Annotated in this window: 15 protein-coding genes; all 15 read right to left on the reverse strand. The window is 72.8% G+C overall.

Annotation, left to right across the window (positions count from 1 at the left end; translation table 11 throughout):
* Window positions 1–8: 8 nt before the first annotated feature.
* The 15 genes from KAK06_RS00855 to KAK06_RS00925 all read right to left on the reverse strand — a co-directional run bounded on the left by KAK06_RS00855 (window position 9) and on the right by KAK06_RS00925 (window position 16,193).
* A complete protein-coding gene (locus tag KAK06_RS00855; RefSeq protein WP_210799791.1) occupies window positions 9–2,300 on the reverse strand; it encodes a putative baseplate assembly protein in 2,292 nt (763 codons plus the stop codon).
* Between the two features lie 13 nt (window positions 2,301–2,313).
* Window positions 2,314–2,715, reverse strand: coding sequence for a GPW/gp25 family protein (locus KAK06_RS00860; RefSeq protein WP_210799792.1), 402 nt, complete (start codon window positions 2,713–2,715; stop codon window positions 2,314–2,316).
* A complete protein-coding gene (locus KAK06_RS00865) occupies window positions 2,712–4,481 on the reverse strand; it encodes a hypothetical protein (protein WP_210799793.1) in 1,770 nt (589 codons plus the stop codon). Before KAK06_RS00865 ends, KAK06_RS00860 begins: the two co-directional genes overlap by 4 nt.
* Window positions 4,478–5,134, reverse strand: coding sequence for a phage baseplate assembly protein V (locus tag KAK06_RS00870; RefSeq protein ID WP_210799794.1), 657 nt, complete (start codon window positions 5,132–5,134; stop codon window positions 4,478–4,480). The genes KAK06_RS00865 and KAK06_RS00870 overlap by 4 nt, the downstream gene beginning before the upstream one ends.
* A 5-nt stretch (window positions 5,135–5,139) precedes the next feature.
* The gene (locus KAK06_RS00875; RefSeq protein WP_210799795.1) at window positions 5,140–6,231 is read right to left on the reverse strand and encodes a phage late control D family protein; all 1,092 of its coding nucleotides are present in this window, start codon (window positions 6,229–6,231) and stop codon (window positions 5,140–5,142) included.
* Window position 6,232: 1 nt separating this feature from the next.
* Window positions 6,233–6,418, reverse strand: coding sequence for a hypothetical protein (locus tag KAK06_RS00880; RefSeq protein WP_210799796.1), 186 nt, complete (start codon window positions 6,416–6,418; stop codon window positions 6,233–6,235).
* Window positions 6,419–6,427: 9 nt separating this feature from the next.
* Window positions 6,428–7,690, reverse strand: coding sequence for a CIS tube protein (locus KAK06_RS00885; protein WP_210799797.1), 1,263 nt, complete (start codon window positions 7,688–7,690; stop codon window positions 6,428–6,430).
* The gene (locus tag KAK06_RS00890; protein ID WP_210799798.1) at window positions 7,687–8,244 is read right to left on the reverse strand and encodes a phage tail protein; all 558 of its coding nucleotides are present in this window, start codon (window positions 8,242–8,244) and stop codon (window positions 7,687–7,689) included. Before KAK06_RS00890 ends, KAK06_RS00885 begins: the two co-directional genes overlap by 4 nt.
* Before the next feature lies 1 nt (window position 8,245).
* Window positions 8,246–10,252 carry a phage tail sheath C-terminal domain-containing protein gene (locus tag KAK06_RS00895; protein ID WP_210799799.1) on the reverse strand — a complete coding sequence of 669 codons (2,007 nt, stop codon included), beginning with the start codon at window positions 10,250–10,252 and terminating at the stop codon, window positions 8,246–8,248.
* 12 nt (window positions 10,253–10,264) lie between these two features.
* Window positions 10,265–10,717, reverse strand: coding sequence for a phage tail protein (locus KAK06_RS00900; RefSeq protein ID WP_210799800.1), 453 nt, complete (start codon window positions 10,715–10,717; stop codon window positions 10,265–10,267).
* 22 nt (window positions 10,718–10,739) lie between these two features.
* Window positions 10,740–12,614 (reverse strand): phage tail sheath family protein, encoded by a 1,875-nt coding sequence (locus tag KAK06_RS00905; RefSeq protein ID WP_210799801.1) that lies wholly within the window; start codon window positions 12,612–12,614, stop codon window positions 10,740–10,742.
* Between the two features lie 125 nt (window positions 12,615–12,739).
* Window positions 12,740–13,663: a hypothetical protein gene (locus KAK06_RS00910; RefSeq protein WP_210799802.1), complete on the reverse strand. Its 924-nt coding sequence runs from the start codon at window positions 13,661–13,663 to the stop codon at window positions 12,740–12,742.
* Complete coding sequence (locus KAK06_RS00915; RefSeq protein WP_210799803.1) at window positions 13,660–14,283, reverse strand: Pvc16 family protein; 624 nt, start codon at window positions 14,281–14,283, stop codon at window positions 13,660–13,662. The genes KAK06_RS00910 and KAK06_RS00915 overlap by 4 nt, the downstream gene beginning before the upstream one ends.
* A complete protein-coding gene (locus tag KAK06_RS00920) occupies window positions 14,283–14,573 on the reverse strand; it encodes a hypothetical protein (RefSeq protein ID WP_210799804.1) in 291 nt (96 codons plus the stop codon). Before KAK06_RS00920 ends, KAK06_RS00915 begins: the two co-directional genes overlap by 1 nt.
* 228 nt (window positions 14,574–14,801) lie before the next feature.
* The gene (locus KAK06_RS00925) at window positions 14,802–16,193 is read right to left on the reverse strand and encodes a sigma-54 interaction domain-containing protein (protein ID WP_210799805.1); all 1,392 of its coding nucleotides are present in this window, start codon (window positions 16,191–16,193) and stop codon (window positions 14,802–14,804) included.
* Between the last annotated feature and the right edge of the window lie 17 nt (window positions 16,194–16,210).

Below are 16,210 nucleotides of genomic sequence, written 5' to 3' on the forward strand. Positions count from 1 at the left end.
GCTCATGCTCAGCACTCGTCCTTCAGTGCTGGCACCGGCACCGGTGGCGTGCCCAGCGGCGGCTGCAGGCCGGCGCCGGGCGCGGGCAGCGGCGTCAGGTCGTCGACCACGGTCACTGCCGCCAGCGCGGGCAGTTCCCAGCGGCCGGGTTGCAGCTGGCTCACCGCGGCCCAATCCTCGCCGCCGTCGGCGCGCGAGGTGGCGGCGTCCAGGCGCAGGGCCTCGATGTACTCGACCCCTTCCACCTGCATCACCACGCCTTCCAGTTCACGGGCCAGCACGCGCCGGCCCAGCGGCCAGCCCTGGCCATCCGGACCCCACGGCGGCAGCGGCGCCAGGTACTGGCGCAGCACCTGCTCGACGAAGTCGCGCACCGCGTCCAGACCGTGGCCCTCGGCCACCTTGACCGAGACGCTGACGGCGATGCGCCGGTAGCTGGGCGGGATCACATACAGCTCGGTGGTGACCAGGCGCCAGCGGTCCAGCCACTGGCAGGCCTGCGACAGTTCCCAGGCGTCGGGCACCGGCGCATCCGGGTGCTGCGGGTCGCGCGCCGGCCACAGCACGACGCTGACGCAGCCCGGCCGTTCGCCGCGGCTGGGGGCGTGGAACAGCGGCAGGCACTCGGCGCGGCCGACCTCGATGCCTGGCGTCTCGCGCGCCAGCGAGGCGAAGTCGTCGCGCGTCACCGCGCGGCGGTTGCGGCGCAGCTCGGTGGGGATGCGCACCAGCGCCTGGTCCAGCGTTTCGGCGTCGAGGCCGCCGTAGGCCGGCAACGGGTTGAACAGCGTGGGTGGCGCCTGGGTCGGGCGCAGCAGCGGGCTGCCGGCGGCGGGCGTCTGCGCCAGCCACTGCGCCGGCTTGTCGATCGCCCGCGCCGGCACATTGCCGGCTGCGCCGTCGCAGCCGTGGTAGGCCAGCACCCGCACCCGCTCACCCAACTGCGGCACCCGCAGGCCGGCGGCGCTGGGGAAGAGCACGGTGCCGGATTCGGCATCGACGGTGAAGTGGCGGTCGGCGGCGCCGCTGGCGTCGAAGTCGTCGACCCGGGTCCAGTCCAGCCAGACGCCTTGCTCCTCGACCTGCAGCGTCACCGGATAGCGCGCATCGAGCAGCACCGGCGCGCTGGCCAGCGCAAAGGCCTGGCCAGGCTGGCCGTCGCCGCTGCCCAGCAACTGCGGCTGGGCCGCCACCACCTGCTCGCAGGGCAGGGTGTTCAGCGACAGCAGCTGCACGGCGCCGATGCGGCTGCCATTGCCGCGCCAGACGCGCAGCCAGAACCACAGGCGGTCGGCGCGCTCATCGTCAAGCAGCGGCGGGAAGTCGCCGGTGCCGGCCAGGTGGGTGTCGGGCTCGGGCACGCCCAGCGGGCCCAGGTCGGCGGGCAGCTCCAGCCGCACCACGCCCTGACGCGTGAAGCCTTGGGTGCTGTCGCCAGAGACGCGCAGCGGCAGGTAGCGTGCCTGGCCGTCGGCGCCCACCGCGCGCAGCGAGGCCTGCCACTGCAGCGAGGGTGCGCTGCCGCTGCCGCAGGCCGCGACCTCGTCGATCGCCGGGTACCAGCGTGCCGGCGCGAAGCCCAGGCTCAGCGGCAGCGTGCTGCCCGGCGTGCGGCGCAGGCCGGTGACGGGATCGGCCAGCAGCGACGGGGCGACGGCCAGTGACTCGTGCGCCAGCACCGCGATCCACAGGCTGTGGTCCACGCCCTGCGAGAAATCCAGCGGCTCGCCCTGGCCGTCGGAGGCGAGGGTCAGGGTCTCGTAGGGCGCCACCACCTGCTCGGCGCCGCGCTGCTCGCGCACGGCATCCACATGCGCCTGCACGGTGGCGCGCACGCCGGGGTCCAGGGCCTCGATGAAGGCGCGCACGGTGTCGGGCCGCGCCAGGTCGTCCTCGCTGAGCAGGCTGCGGCGCAGCACGGTGACGCAGTCCAGCGGCCAGGCCACGCCGTCCTGGCGCAGCGTGAACACCGTCTTGCCAGCCTTGAGCTGATCACCGGCGTAGAGCTGCACGCCCTGCAGGCGCTTGTTCTCGAAACGCAGCAGCGTGCCGGCCGGCGCGGCGGTGCGCATCGGGATGCCCAGCAGCTTCAGGTAGGCCACATAGGTGGCCTCGGGGATCTGGTTGAAGCGGTACTGCAGGCCTTCACCCAGCGCGGCGAACAGCTGCAGCAGCGTGATGCCGACATCGCTGTCATGGTGGTCGGTCCACTGCGGGTTGTAGACCGGGATGCGGTTGCGCAGCTCCTCGAAGAGGTCTTCGAAGCTGCGGTCGTCCAGAACGGGTGTGATGAGCGGCATGGTGGCTCCGCGGTCACGTCGCGAGGTAGAAGGGGTAGACCAGCACGTCCTGCCGCGCATCCAGCACGTGGGCGTAGTGGATCTCGATCAGCACGGTGGACGGGTCATTGGTGGCGGCCACATCGACCGCCTGTACCGTGATCCGCGGCTCCCAGCGCGCCAGCGCCTGCTCGATCTCGCGCGTGATCTGGGTGCGCGTGGTGGCGTTGTTGGGCGCCATCAGCCAGCGCCGCAGGCCACAGCCGAAGGCCGGGCGCATCAGGCGCTCGCCGGGGTCGGTGTCGAGGATGGTCAGCATTGCCTGGCGCACTTTTTCGGGGCCGGCCACCTGCGGCAGGGCGCCGCGCTCGTCAGGGGCCAGGGGCTGGCCGAGGCCGGCGCCCAGGCGGTCGAACTGCTGCAAGCCGCTGCTCATGCGGACCTCCTGGGGGACCAGACCGGGTCGACGTGAGGCTCCTCCAGCAGCACCTCACCCACCTCGGGCGGCTGCAGGCCGCCGTCGGCCGCGGGCGCCAGCGCCTTGGCGTCGGCGAAGTTCTGGCCGATCGAGGCCAGGGCGTTGTTGTCCAGGTCGTCGAGGTGGATCTCGTCGTCGTTGCCGGTGTCCTCGTGGATGCGGTCGACCAGGGTCTGCGGGCTGTCGTCCCCGCCCTCCAGGAAGAGCTTGCGCAGCGCCTCGGCCGAGTCGGCCAGGCCCTGGGCCTGCACCTCCAGGTCGGCCTCGAAGTCGACGCCCGGCGGTGTCACCGCCAGTGCGGCGTCCACGTCCATCGCGATCTTGATCTGCGGCGGGATGCAGAAGCGGAAGGCCAGCAGGAACCACACCTGGAACAGGAACACCACCACCGGCAGGAACAGGTTCAGCAGGAACAGCGCAATGATGGTGATCAGCGGGATCGAGAAGCTGCACACCGCCTCGCCGCCCAGCTCCTTGGGCGACAGGTGCTGCGGCTGCACGAAGCGCACCGGCGACAGCCGCCCGCGCGGCCGCGCCGCAGCCTGCGCCGCCAGGTCGCGCAGATCGGGCATCTTGATCGTCACCGGCCGGTTGGCGCTGCCCTGCACATCGAAGTGCGGGGCCAGCCGGAAGGCCTCGGTGGCGCGGCTCCAGGTCAGCGGGCCGTGGCAGTCGGGCTGCAGCCCGCGCCGGCCGGGGCAGTCGTGGTGGGCGCGCACGAAGCAGCGCAGCTCGTAGGTGTGCAGGTCGTCCAGGTGCGGCTGGCCCTGGACGTCGTGCTGCAGGTCCTGGGTGGGCACCACGCCGTACCAGAAGCAGCGGCCGGCGGCGTCGTGGGTGGGCAGGCGCGGGTCGGGCACCAGCGCGTGCAGCGGGTAGGTCTGCTCGCCCGAAGTGATGTCGGCTGCTTGCGCGACGGCGTCCAGCAGCCGCCATTCGCCGCGACGGACACTGCTGCCATGGCCCAGCGGGAACCAGCCGTCGATCTCGGTGCGCACACCCTGGGCGCGCTGCCAGTCGACGAAACCCTGGCGCTGGCGGGCCAGGTCGGCGCGGCGGCTGGCCAGCAGGCTCGCGCCGTCGGGCAGACCGGCCTGTGCGGCCAGGTCGTCCAGGCGCCGGGCGGCGGCGTCGCGCTGCGCCGCCGTCAGCATGGCGTCCTCGGCCGTGGCCTGCAGTGTGCACAGGTCCAGCCAGTCGGCCTCGGCATGGCGCACCGGCGCAGCCTGGGCCTCCACCGCGGCGGCGTCCAGGCCCGGCGGCAGCACGCTGCGCCGGCGACGCAGCACAAAGCCGGCCTGGCAGACGCGCTGGCGCGCCACGCGCGGGAAGCCCGGCTCGTCGCAATGCAGCTCGCAGCACACCAGGTAGTGGCGGTCGTGGGTGGACTGGAACAGCTTGCGCAGCGCGCCGGGGGCCAGGCGCGCGCGGTAGGCGGTCTCGGGCGAGCCCTTGGCCAGCGGCTGGCCGCGGGCGTCCAGCGCGAACAGCGTGGCGAGCTTGCCGCTCAGGCCGCGCGCTGGCACCAGGTCGTGCGACTGCACCACGTCGATCTGCTCGTCGTACTGCAGCGAGCGCTGCGGCTCGGCCAGGAAGCGGGTGATGAAGTCGGCACCGGCGAACTTCTGGATCGCGGGCGGCGCGACGCGGCCGTCGTCGGGATGGCCCGGCCGCGGCCAGCGGTACCACGGGCCGACCAGGCGCCAGGTGTGGGCGGCGCTCACCAGACATTCCCCGCGCCCGGCGTGTAGCTGGGCGAGATGACCCCGGCGCTGGCGATCAGCGTGGTGCACTGGACGATGCCGTCGCAGTTCACCGTGGGCGCGTGGACGTTCACCGACGAGGCGGTGATCTCGACGGTGGCGTTGGCCATGATCTGGATCTGGCCGGCCACATTGATCTTCAGGCTGCAGCCGTTGGCGTGTTCGACCAGCACCTCCTGCGCGGCGTCGTCGAGCACCAGCTTGTGGCCGCTGTCCATCGCCAGCGTCACCTTGGCGGCGCCGGGGGTGTCGTCGAACTGCAGCTGGCTGCCGCTGCGCGAGCGCCAGGTGCGCAGGTGGTTGGTCTGCGCAGCGGGCTCGGGCAGCGCGCGCTGGCCATTCCAGCAGGCGCCGACGATGTAGGGCCGCGCCGGGTCGCCGGCCTCGAAGCCCACCACCACCTGCGAGTCGACCTCGGGCAGCACCTCGAAGCCGTATCCGTCGTCGGCGCAGGGGGCCAGCAGCGTGGCCCAGGCGCTGACCTCGGTGTCGCCGAACATCGGGAAGCTGACGCGGATGCGGCCGCGCTGCTCGGGGTCCACCAGGTCGCGTACCAGGGCCGGGTACAGGCCGTACCAGCGCGGTCCGCCGCCGTCGGGTTGGGGCGTGGGCACGCGGCTCACAGGCTGGCTCCGATCCAGGCCCGCTCGGCCTCGAAGTGCGTGCGGTAGCCACCCACCGCGTCGTAGCGGTGGCTGGTGCGGGTGACGTAGTAGCCGTCGCCCTCGAACAGCGGGCTCACGCGCTCCAGCCGCAGGCGGCTGCCCACGCGCAGCTCGGCATGGCCGCTGCTGACACCGCTGACGGTGACGAAGCGCCGCACGCGCTGCTGCAGCGCGGCGCGCGCCAGCGCCTTCGCCTGGGCGTCGTCCAGCGGCACATCCAGCACCCGGCGGCTGCCGCGCTCGCCGAAGGCCAGGCCCAACACGGTGCCGCCGTGCAGCCCGCCCTGCGCTTCAGAGAACATCGCCTCGGCACCGGCCTGCTCGTCGATCGCGTCCTGCTCGGTGTCGTCGAAGCCGCCCACCGCCACGAAGCTGCGCTGGTGGGCCAGGTCGGCCCGCAGGCGCACCTCGCGCAGTGTGCTGCCCTTGATCAGCGTCAGCTGGGTGCCGGGGCGACGGTCGCGGCTGGCCACATGCAGGGTGTTGTTCGCCACCCAGATTTCGGCCGCCAGGCGGCGCGTGCGCTCGCGCAGAAAGGCCAGATCGCTCTGGTTCCATTGCTGCACCATCGGCCAGGTCGGGCCGTCCAGGTCGGCCTGGGCCTGCAGGCCGTGTTCGGCCGCAATGGCGCGCACCAGGTCGGCATCGGTGACGTTCTCGTAGGTGCGGCTGCGCCGGGTCAGGCGCAGGTCCATCAGCGGGTCCTCGGCCAGACACAGCAGCTCGGGGTCGCTGGCGTCGCCCATGCTCAGCTCGAGCGCACTGACCTTGCCGCCGAACAGCGAGGCCTGTCCCGCGCCAGCGCCGATGGCCACGGTCAGCAGCTTGCCGAAATCGATCACCCGGCCGTCCAGCCAGATCAGGCCTTCCTGCGCTTCGCCGGGCCGCGGTCCGCTGGCGATGAAGCGCACCTGCAACTGCATCAGGCCGTGCAGGTCCTCATCGAGCTGCAGCCGCACCAGGTCGCGCTCCAGCGCGGCCTGCACCTGGCCATCGACCGAGAAGCTCGGCCGGGTGTTGGACAGCAGGGCCTGTTCTTGCGGCATCTCAGTCGTCCCGTCCCCAGGCGCGCAGGCGGTCTTCAAGCTCGGCGCTGCGTTGCATCAGGGCCTCCAGGTGCTGGCGCAGCGCATCGTCGGGCAGCTCGCTGGCGGGGCCGCCGTCGGCAGCGGCGGCCGGGGCATCGCCGCGGGTCTCCACGGTGGCGTCGACTTGTCCGATCTGGATGGGCATGTGGGCTCCTCAGCGGCGTCGTGAGCCGCAGCCGCAAGCGCTGCGGCGGGCCGGTGGCGTGGTGGTGGGCGTGGCGCTGGCGGCTGCGCTGCCGCGTGCGAAGGCCGAGGCCGGCGCCTGGCCGGCGGGTCGCTGGGCGCGGGGACCCGCGGCCGTGTCGCCGCTGCCAATGCGCGGGCGCATCGGCACGCCCTGGGCCCAGGGGCGGTCGCTGACGTCGGCCGTGGCCGTGCCGTCCAGCCCGAAAGCGCCCAGGCGTTGCCCGGCCTGGCTCTGGTGGCCGCTGTGGCGCTGCTGGTCGATCACCGCGCCCAGGCCGCCCTGCTGGGCCAGGGCCTGGCCCTGGCGGGTGGGTCCGTCGGCGCTGCGGCGGGGCGCGGTGGTGGTCAGCGGCAGGCCGGCCGTGGTGCGGGCCGGGTCGCGGCCCTGGGCCGAGCGGCCGCTGGCGCCACCGGCGCTGGCGGGTGGAACGGCCACTTCGCGCAAGGCTTGGTGGACCGCCTGACCGATGCCCTGCGGAGCCGTCAACCCGGCAGGCGCGCCGCCGCCGAGGCCCTGCTGCACGGCCTGGCCGATGCCCTGGCCCAGCAGCCGCCAGTCCTGCGGCGACAGGCCGTTGCGGGCGGCCAGCTGCGCCAGGCTCTCGCCGGGCAGGGCCTGCACCACGCGCTGGGCTGCGGCGCCTGAGCCGCTGGTGCCCGGCGCGCCGGGCGGCAGGTCGCGGTCGCGTGTGGGGGGGCGCTGGCCGGACGGGTTGCGCGTGCTGCCGCCGGCCTGGCCGCTGGCCGGGGTGTAGCGGTAGCTGGGGTCCTGGCCCTTGATCGTCACCGCCACCTTGGCGCGCAGCGGCACGCCTTCGGCGTCGAAAAAGTCGAGGTCGATGTTGGCGCTCTCCATGATCCCCTGGACCTGGAAGCCGCCCCAGACAAAGGCCACCCGCGGCGGTGATTCCTGGCCGGCACCGGGCCCGCGCGGCCGCACGAAGCGCTCGACGGCCTTGGTCTTGTCAAGCACGTTGACCGAGCGCGCCGGGCTGCCCTGGGGCGCCTCGTCGGCGGTGTCGAAGACCAGGTCGAAGCTGACCTGCATCTCGCCGGTGCCGGCGCGCTGGCGGGCCTGGGCGCCGGCCTGCTGGCCGCCGGCCGAGCGGTTGGCGATCTGCACCCGCAGCGAGCCGGGGTTGAACTGCACCGGCACCTGCGTGCCGCCCACCTCGTCGGTGGACTCGCCCGCGCCCAGCTCGGCCAGGTAGGCCTTGGTCAGGCCGGTCATGACAGCGGCTCCTCGGCCGGCAGCAGCCGCAGGCCTTCGTGGGCGATGGTCAGCTCTTCGATCGCCACCTCGCCGGTCTTGGCATTGAGCTCGGGGCCGCGGATCTTGGCCGGCAGGCCACGGTCAAACATCCAGCTGGCCTGCACCTGGCCTGCGGCGCTCATCACATGCACCAGGCCGTCAAAGCGCGGCACCGGCCGCTCGCCGTTGAGGATGCGCTGCATCCAGTGCCACAGCTCGGGGCTGGACTGGCCGTTCTCGCCACGCACGACGAACATGCCGCGCTTGAGCACCAGGTTCGGGAACTTGCCGCGGCCCACCCGGCGGATCACGCCGTTGTTGCGACCGCCCTCGACGTACTCCTGCACGTCCATCTCGATCTCCAGTCCGCTGACCTCCTGGAAGCCGCCGTCGCACAGCCGGCGATCACCTGCGGGCGGCAGGGTGCCATCGCCGCCGCCCGGCGGCAGTGGCTGGCCGGCCACCACGGTGGGCGAGCGCAGCAGGCGCACCTCGAAGCGGAAGGCGGTGATCAGGGTCTCGCTGTCGGCCACCTCAACCCTCCTCCAGCTTGAGCGTGCCGTCGCCATCGCGGCGCAGGCGGACCAGGATGAACTCCAGCGGCTCGGCCGGTGCCACGCCGATCTCCACCAGCAGCTCGCCGCGGTCCTGGCGCACGCGGTCGTCGACCACGCGCACGAAAAACGACGCGGCCTCGCTGCCGCCGGCAAAGGCGCCGGCCTGGTAGAGCCGTCGCAGCAGCGCTTCGCAGGCGTGGCGCAGGTCGCGCCAGAGCGCTGGGCCGTTGGGCTCGAAGACCGCCCATTGGGTCTGGGTCAGCAGCGTGCGGCGCAGCATCAGCATCAGCCGGCGCACCGACAGCTGGCGCCAGGCCGGGTCCTGCGACAGCGTGCGCGCCGCCACCAGCGCGATGCCGCGCGGCTCGCGCACGAAGCAGTTCACGTGCTGCGGATGCAGCGCGTCGGCGCGGCCCTCAGGCTGCGGCTCGGCCAGGCCCACCACCTGGCGGGCGATCTCGTTGGCCGGGCCATGCTGGATGCCGCGTTCCAACTCGCGCCGCGCGATCACGCCGGCTGCCACGGCCGACGGCGGCAGGCGCCGCGGCGGGCGGCCGCTGTCCTGCCAGGGGTCCCCGGGGCGGCGGCTGGGCACCAGCCAGGGGTGGTAGGCCGCCGCGTAGCTGCTGTCGAAGCGCGAGCGCCAGTCCTCGATGCGGGCCTGCGACAGGCCGGGCGGCACGTCGAGCAGCGCGATCAGCTGGCCGGTGGTCTCGCAGAGGTCCAGCACCTGCTGCTGAAGCGCGCAGACCGCGTCCAGCCCGGCGGCGGTGCGCGGGTCCAGCAGCAGACCGCTCAGGGCGCTGGCCGGGGTGGGCTCGACCGCGGCCAGGGCGGGCAGGGCCACGCAGGCGGCGAAGCGGGCGCCGGCACCGGCGGGCTCGGTGGCGGGCAGCGCCTCGGGCGGGCTCCACTGGGTGGGCAGGTACAGGTCCGGCACCAGCAACTGGGTCAGTTGCGACAGGCCGGTCAGCGCGGTGATGCCGCTGCCAGGCAGGTCGTCGGCCGGTGTCCAGGCGGGGTCGAAGAAGTCGCTGTGCTGCAGCGTGCCGTAGGCGTCGTCGCCGCCGCCGAAGCCGCTGGCGCGCCCCTGCAGCAACTCCAGCCGCGTGTGCAGCGGCTGCAGCGCTGTGGCGGCCCAGTCGGGGTGCGGCCACAGCAGCGCCGACTCCTCACACAGCACGCTGGCCAGCCAGCGCGGGTGCTGGGGGGACAGGGCGAGGTGCTCGAAGCGCTCACGCCGGCCGGCGCCGTCGTCCACCTCGATGGCCACCTCGACCTGCTCGACGCGGGCCACCGGAGCGGCCAGTGGTGGGTTGAGCTGCAGTTCCAGGCGTTCACGCGGGCGCAGTGCATCGCGCCGGGTGAGCAGGTGGGTGCAGGTGGCCAGGACACTGCCGCCCAGGCCGTCGTGCAGGCGCAGCAGCGCACCGGGCAGCACCGGCGCCTGGGGGTCGACCAGCAGTGTGGCGTCAGGGCCGGTTTGCACGGTCAGGGCACGGGTCTGGAAGCCCAGGCGCACCTGCAGCGCATGGCCCCAGGTGCCGGGATTGCGGGCCAGCAGCCGTGGCTCGGTGCTGAAGGCGCCCTGCAGTGCGGCCTGCGCACAGCCGCTGTGGAAAGGCTGGCCGTCGCGCCGCGGCACGATGCGCAGCACCCAGGCCAGGCGGCCGCCCTGCTCGAAGTAGCTGGCCACCGCATGCGGCAGCAGCCCCGGTCCGTCAAAGCCGCCGAAGTGCCGCACATACTCGTCGAAGCTGCGCACCGCCACCGGCACGCTGCGCTGCACCACCGGATCGTTCACCAGGCGCTGCCAGCCCGCCGGGTGGCGTTCGTCCACGCGCGGCTGCTGCGCCGGGCCGCGTGGCGCCACGCCGACGAAGGCGCAGACGTCCATGCGCTCAGGGTGCAGCACCGGCTCGCGCAGGCTGGGCAGCGCGAAAACACCGGGGGCGCCGAGCGGCGCGCGAGCAGGGGCGAGCATGGTGGCCGCCGATTACTCGTAGACCACGCCTTCGTGCACCAGGTGCAGCTCTTCCATCGCCACCTCGCCGCCGCCCTTGGCGGCCAGCGTCGGCCCGACCCACTTCTTGGGCTGGGCGTTGAGCAGCTTGAAGACGGCCACCACGTCGCGGCTGGACTCGTCGAGCAGCGAGATCACCACCGTGCGCCGGCCGTTGCTGCCCTCGCGCACCTGCTTGACCCACTCGAACAGCGCGGTGCTGCCCACCAGGCCGCGCTTGAGCGTCACATCCTCCTGCTTGAACGTGTTGGCGATCTTGCGGACGGTGTTGAACTTCTCGTTGCCGTTGCGGTATTCGGAGTAGTTGATCTCGGTGCCCAGGCCGCTCACATCGGAGAAGCCACCGAGCACGCCAGCGTCATCACCCTCGCCAAGCGAGACCCGGAAGTTGAAGGCGCCATAGGGGTTGTCGCGGTAGATTGCCATGATGGGATGCTCCTTCGGCGTCTTAGCCCTGGGCGTCGGCCGTCCACTGGCCCACGCGGAAGATCACGAACTCGGCCGGCCGGCTCGGGGCGATCCCCACCTGGCAGATCATTCGGCCGTTGTCGAGGTCGTTCTGGGTCATCGTGCTGCGGTCGCAGCGCACGAAATAGGCTTCCTCGGGCTTGGCGCCGACCAGTGCGCCGTCGCGCCACAGCACCAGCAGGAAGTCCTCGACCATCCGGCGGATGTTGGCCCACAGCCGCTCCTGGTTGGGCTCGAAGACGGCCCACTGCGTGGCCTTCTCGATCGAGTGCTCGACATAGATGAACAGCCGCCGCACGTTGACGTACTTCCACTCGGGGTCGGAGCTCATCGTGCGGGCGCCCCAGACGCGGCTGCCGCGGCCCTCGAAGAAGCGCAGGCAATTCACCCCTTCGGGGTTGAGCACGTCCTGGCGCGCCTTGTTGATGTTGATCTCGAACTGCGTGAGCCCGCGCACCACCTCGTTGGCGGGCGCCTTGTGCACGCCGCGCTCGATGTCGCTGCGCGCGTAGATGCCGCAGACGAAGCCCGAGGGCGGCAGCAGCAGCTTGCGCGGCGGCACGCCGGGCACGGCCGGGAACATCGGGTCGAGCACCTCGATCCACGGGTGGTACAGCGCAGCGTACTTGGAGTCGAAGCGGCCGCGGAACTCGCGGATGTCGGTGATCGACATCGAGGGCCGGGCGTCGGCCACCGCGATGCGGTAGCGGTACTTCTCGGCGTGCGCCACCAGGTGGTCGACACAGAGCTGGCTGAACAGCGGGTCGGCCGGCAGGCCGGAAACGCCGCTGTCGGGCATCGCGACGATGGCGATGTCTTCGAGCTCGCCCAAGGCCTCCAGGCCGGTGGCGCGGCGCTCGGCATGGTCGACGTCGGCCTCGTTGCCGCGCAGCGCATCGGGGGCCGGCACCGCGCCGTCGACACCGCCGGCCAGGCGCTTGGCCGCGGCCTGCAGTCCCTTCATCAGCGCAGCGGGGTGGTGGCGGTGCGCGGTGTCGAGGACCGACAGGTCCAGCCAGACCATGGCGTTCTCGTCCTCGGGGTCGTCGCGCTCAAGCACCTTGCCGATGTGGCGGCTTTGCGCCGAGTGGGCGCCCAGCTGCTCGTAGCTGTCGATGCGGCCGCCCGGACCGCGCACGATGACGCGCAGCTCGACCAGCGCCAGCGGCGTGCCGTCGGCCACCACCGCCGGGTTGCCGCTGCTGTCGATGAAGGTCTGGCGGCCGTTGTTGTCCACCTCGATGACGTACAGCGTGTTGGTCAGCGGCGCGTTGTCGGCCAGCGGCCCAGCGGGCAGCACCTCGACCACCGCACCGGCGCGCGCGGTGCGCACCTGGATGCCCCAGGCGGCCTTGTTCAGCACGTCGTTGGGATCGGCCGGCCAGTTGAAGCCCAGGTTGCGGCTGCGCGTGACGCGGGTCTCGACCAGCACATTGCCGTCCTCACCCGGCCAGCGGGCGCGCCAGGTCGCATTGCCGGCGTCCGTGACCGCGGTGAGCTGCCCACAGGCATTGAACGTGGTCATCCCGGCCGGCGCCTGGTAGACCCGCGAGACATACAGCCGCCGGCCCCCGTTGTTGAAGAAGGCCCGCGCCGCATGGGCCAGGTAGGCCACGCGCTCGCTGCCGTCCGACAGCTGCATCGGCGCCAGGCCGCCGTAGACCCGCTCGAACTCGGTGTACGAGGTGATCAGGCGGGGCTTGCAGGTGCTGGGACCATCGAATTCGGCGTACTGCACCGGGCCGAAGCGGGCCATGCCGGCCATGCCGGTGGTGCTGGTGGGGACGCCTTCGATCGACTTCGCTCGGAAGCTGACCTCTTCGACATAGACGCCTGGGGCGAGGTACTCGGGCATGGTGTTTCCCTTCTGGTGGAGCGGCGGCAGGGCCGGCGGGGTTCAGTGCGGGGCGCGCGGCCCGTCGGGGGGGAGCGGCGGACGGCGGGGCGGTGCGAGGGCGTGGTGCATGGCGTCTCGGCTTCTCAGGCAAACAGCAGCTGGGCGTCGTCCAGCACCAGGACGCGTCCCGGCCCCGGGGACAGATCGATCGGGCCGCGCCGCACGAAGCCCGGTGGCACGCGTTGGCCTTGCAGCACGTCCAGGTCGTCGGCCTCGGCCACCTCCAGGGGCAGGCTCAGCAGCGGCTGGGCGGGATCGAAAGGCGCCTCGGGGGGCAGGTACACCCACAGCCGCAAGGCCAGCGCCGTGGGCAGCGCGGCGCCACCGCCCGCGGCCTCGGGGCCCAGCACGACCAGGAACTCGCCGCGGTCGTCGCCGTGGCCCCAGCCCAGGGCGGTCTCGGTGGCCGGGTTGGGCGGCGCCGCGCCCGGTCGGGTGACCAGCAGGCGGCACCAGGGCACCGGCACGGCGTGGGCCAGGTCGGCACCGCGCTGCACGCGGCCGCGCAGGGCGCTGGCACCGGCCGGCAGCGGATAGCGCGCGCCCGGCCACAGCCAGGCGCTGCGCCGATTGACCAGACCCGCCGCTGGCAGACCATCGGCCAGCACCGGCAGCAGGGCCAGGCGGCGCGGCACCAGCAGGCGGGGGTCCTCACCGGGCCGGTAGCCGCCGCTGGACCGGCCCGCGTGGCCCCAGGCACGCAGCTCCAGCCGCGTGGGATCGTCGGCCGGGGTGGCGGGCGGGCTGTCCAGGCGGTCTTGCGCGGCGCGCGCCAGCACCTTGGCCAGGCGGCCGGCGTGGCGCAGCGCATGGCGCGCCAGCGGGTGCACGTCCAGCGGCTGGGCCAGTGGCCGCTCGCCCACGGCCAGCAGCTCGCTGGCCCAGGGACCCAGCGCGGGGCGGGCGCCGACCGCATCCATCCATTGCACGCCCAGCGCCAGGCGATGGCGCAGCTGCGACACCGGATGGGTGTTGTCCAGGCCCAGGGTGGGGGCGGCCAGGCTCACGTGGGCAGCCTCATGATGATGTCGGCCTCGGTGACGGGTGGCGCCAGGTCCTCGGGCAGGGTGTCGATGCGCACCACCCGCGCCACGTAGGGCACCGACAGGTGGTAGTCGCCGGGCAGCGAGTCGAAGGTGCGCATCAGCGCCTCGGTGGAGATCTCCTCGAGCAGCACCTGCACCGAGTCGATCGCCGAGTGGCGCGCCTCACCGGCGTACTTGGGCGTGCCCGGCAGCTTGGGCTCGTAAAGCAGCGGACCGGAGAGCACCGGCGTGGACTCAATCACCTGCATCGCGCGGCCGATGATCATGTGCTGGTGCTCGGCGTTGTCGGCCCAGGGCGTCAGCAGGTAATGCAGGTCCAGCGCCAGGTGGCCTCGGCCATCGTCGGTGGTGCGCGAGGACCACGCGGCGCGCATCGTGCGGTTGAAGTCCACGCGGTAGAGCAGGATCGACAGGCCGTGCTCGCCCACCGGCGTCTGGCCGCCCTTGTCGGCCAGGTCTTCGGTGCGGATCAGCACCGCCTTGCTGGTCTTGCCGGGCACCGGCGGGCGCAGCTGGAAGGCCTGGTCGAGCAGGCGCTCCAGGCTCTTGCCGATCGCGGCGATCGCGGTGAAGCCGGCCATCAGTGCAGGCTCCGGGGCGGCAGCTCGTCCAGGCCTTCGGCCAGTGCATCGAGCTGGGCGTCGAGCGCGGGGTCGGCGACGCGGCGCATGCGGGTGCGGCCATCGGCCGCGGGCAGGGGTTCGAGCACGCCGCGGCGGACCATCCAGTCCAGCGCCTCCTCGACCACGGCAGGCGGCGCCAGGTCCATCAGCCACCAGTGGGCGATACCTTCGGCGGTGTCGCAGACGTGCGGATGGGCGCGCAGGTAGCGCGCCAGCATCTGCACGGTGGTCATCACGTCGTGGCGCATGGCACGGGCTGAAGCGCAAGTTGGATGCCAGCGCGAGCCGGGCCAACGCGCGGCGGCGATACCCAGGGACAGCCTGGTGGAGGCACCCGCTGAGCAGGCCTCTGGCAGGATGTTTTTGTCCTGGCGCCTGGACAAAAAGCGCCGGTCGCCGACCGCTGTGCGCAGCGCCGCCGACCCCCGTTCAGCGTCGACGGTGCCGGCAGGACTGGCGCAGGGGAAGGTGGGGAATCAGGCCGCGCCGCGCAGCGGATCGCGGAAGTGCTGCGGCGCGATCTGGTGCTTGCGCATCAGCTCGAAGAAGGCGCGCCGGTTCTTCTTGGCGGCCTGCGCGGCATGCGTGATGTTGCCGCCATGGCTGGCCAGCAGATGCTCGATGTACTGGCGCTCGAAATCGTCGACCACGCGGGCCTTGGCGGCGCGGAAGGACTCGTCGTCGCTGGGCATCGGTGAGGTGCCGGGGGCCCCGTCGAAGTCGATGTCGGCAGCATCCAGCAGGTCGCCGGGACACAGCAGCACGGCCCGCTCGATGACGTTGCGCAGCTCACGCACATTGCCCGGCCAGTCGTGGCCCAGCAGGCGGCGCAGTGCGGCCGGCGTCAGCGAGGGCGCCGGACGGCGCCATTGGGCGCCAGCGGCCTGCAGGAAGTGCAGCGCCAGCTGGGCAATGTCGCTGCGGCGCTCGCGCAGCGTCGGCAGGTGCAGCGTCAGCACATTCAGCCGGTACAGCAGGTCCTGGCGGAAGCCCTGGGCCGCGCCCAGATGGGTCAGCGCCCGGTTGCTGGCGGCGATCACCCGCACGTTGGCATGCAGCAGCCGCGAGGAGCCGACCGGCCGATACTCCTTCTCCTGCAGGAAGCGCAGCAGCTTGCCCTGCGACGCGAAAGGCAGTGAATCCACCTCGTCCAGGAACAGCGTGCCACCCTCGGCCTCGCCCACCAGGCCCTGCCGGCTGGCATGCGCATGGGTGTAGGCGCCGCGTACGTGACCGAACAGCTCGGCCTCGATCAGATCGGCCGGGATGGCGGCGCAGTTGACCGCCACCCAGGGCGCACCAGCGCGCGGCGACAGGTAGTGGATCGCCTGGGCGCAGGCCTCCTTGCCGGTGCCGGTGTCGCCCAGGATCATCACGTTGGCATCGCAGCGCGCATAGGCCGGCAGGCGGGCGAGCTGTTGCACGAAGGCCGGACTGTTGCCGACCAGGCCGCGCAGGTGCGGATGCGGCGCCAGCGCGGCGCCGGACTCGGCGCCGGACTGCAGCCGCCCCAGTGCACGGCGCACGCGCAGCGCCAGGTCGGCCAGCTCGCCCGGCAGGCGCAGGTAGTCGCAAATGCCGGCGCACAGCAGCGCATCGAGCGCCGCCTCATCCAGGTCGATGGCCGCCACCAGCACGCGGCAGGGTTCAGCGTGGGCGCGGCAGGTTTGCAGCTCCTGCAGCAGCGAGGCCACATCTGCCGGGCCCACCAAGTGCAGCAGCAGATCGGCCGGCTGGTCCGGCTCGACGGACGACAGGCCCAGGGTGTCCAGCAGCCGGCCCACCCAGGGCAAGCCGGCCGCGCCCGCGCGCACCGCCACCGGGAGTGCGGCAGCGGGACTGCTGGCAGGGCTGGAGGGGACTGTCATCGCGACCACCGGCGCCC

It is taken from the genome of Ideonella aquatica (genome assembly GCF_018069755.1).
Lineage (GTDB): Bacteria > Pseudomonadota > Gammaproteobacteria > Burkholderiales > Burkholderiaceae_C > Ideonella > Ideonella aquatica.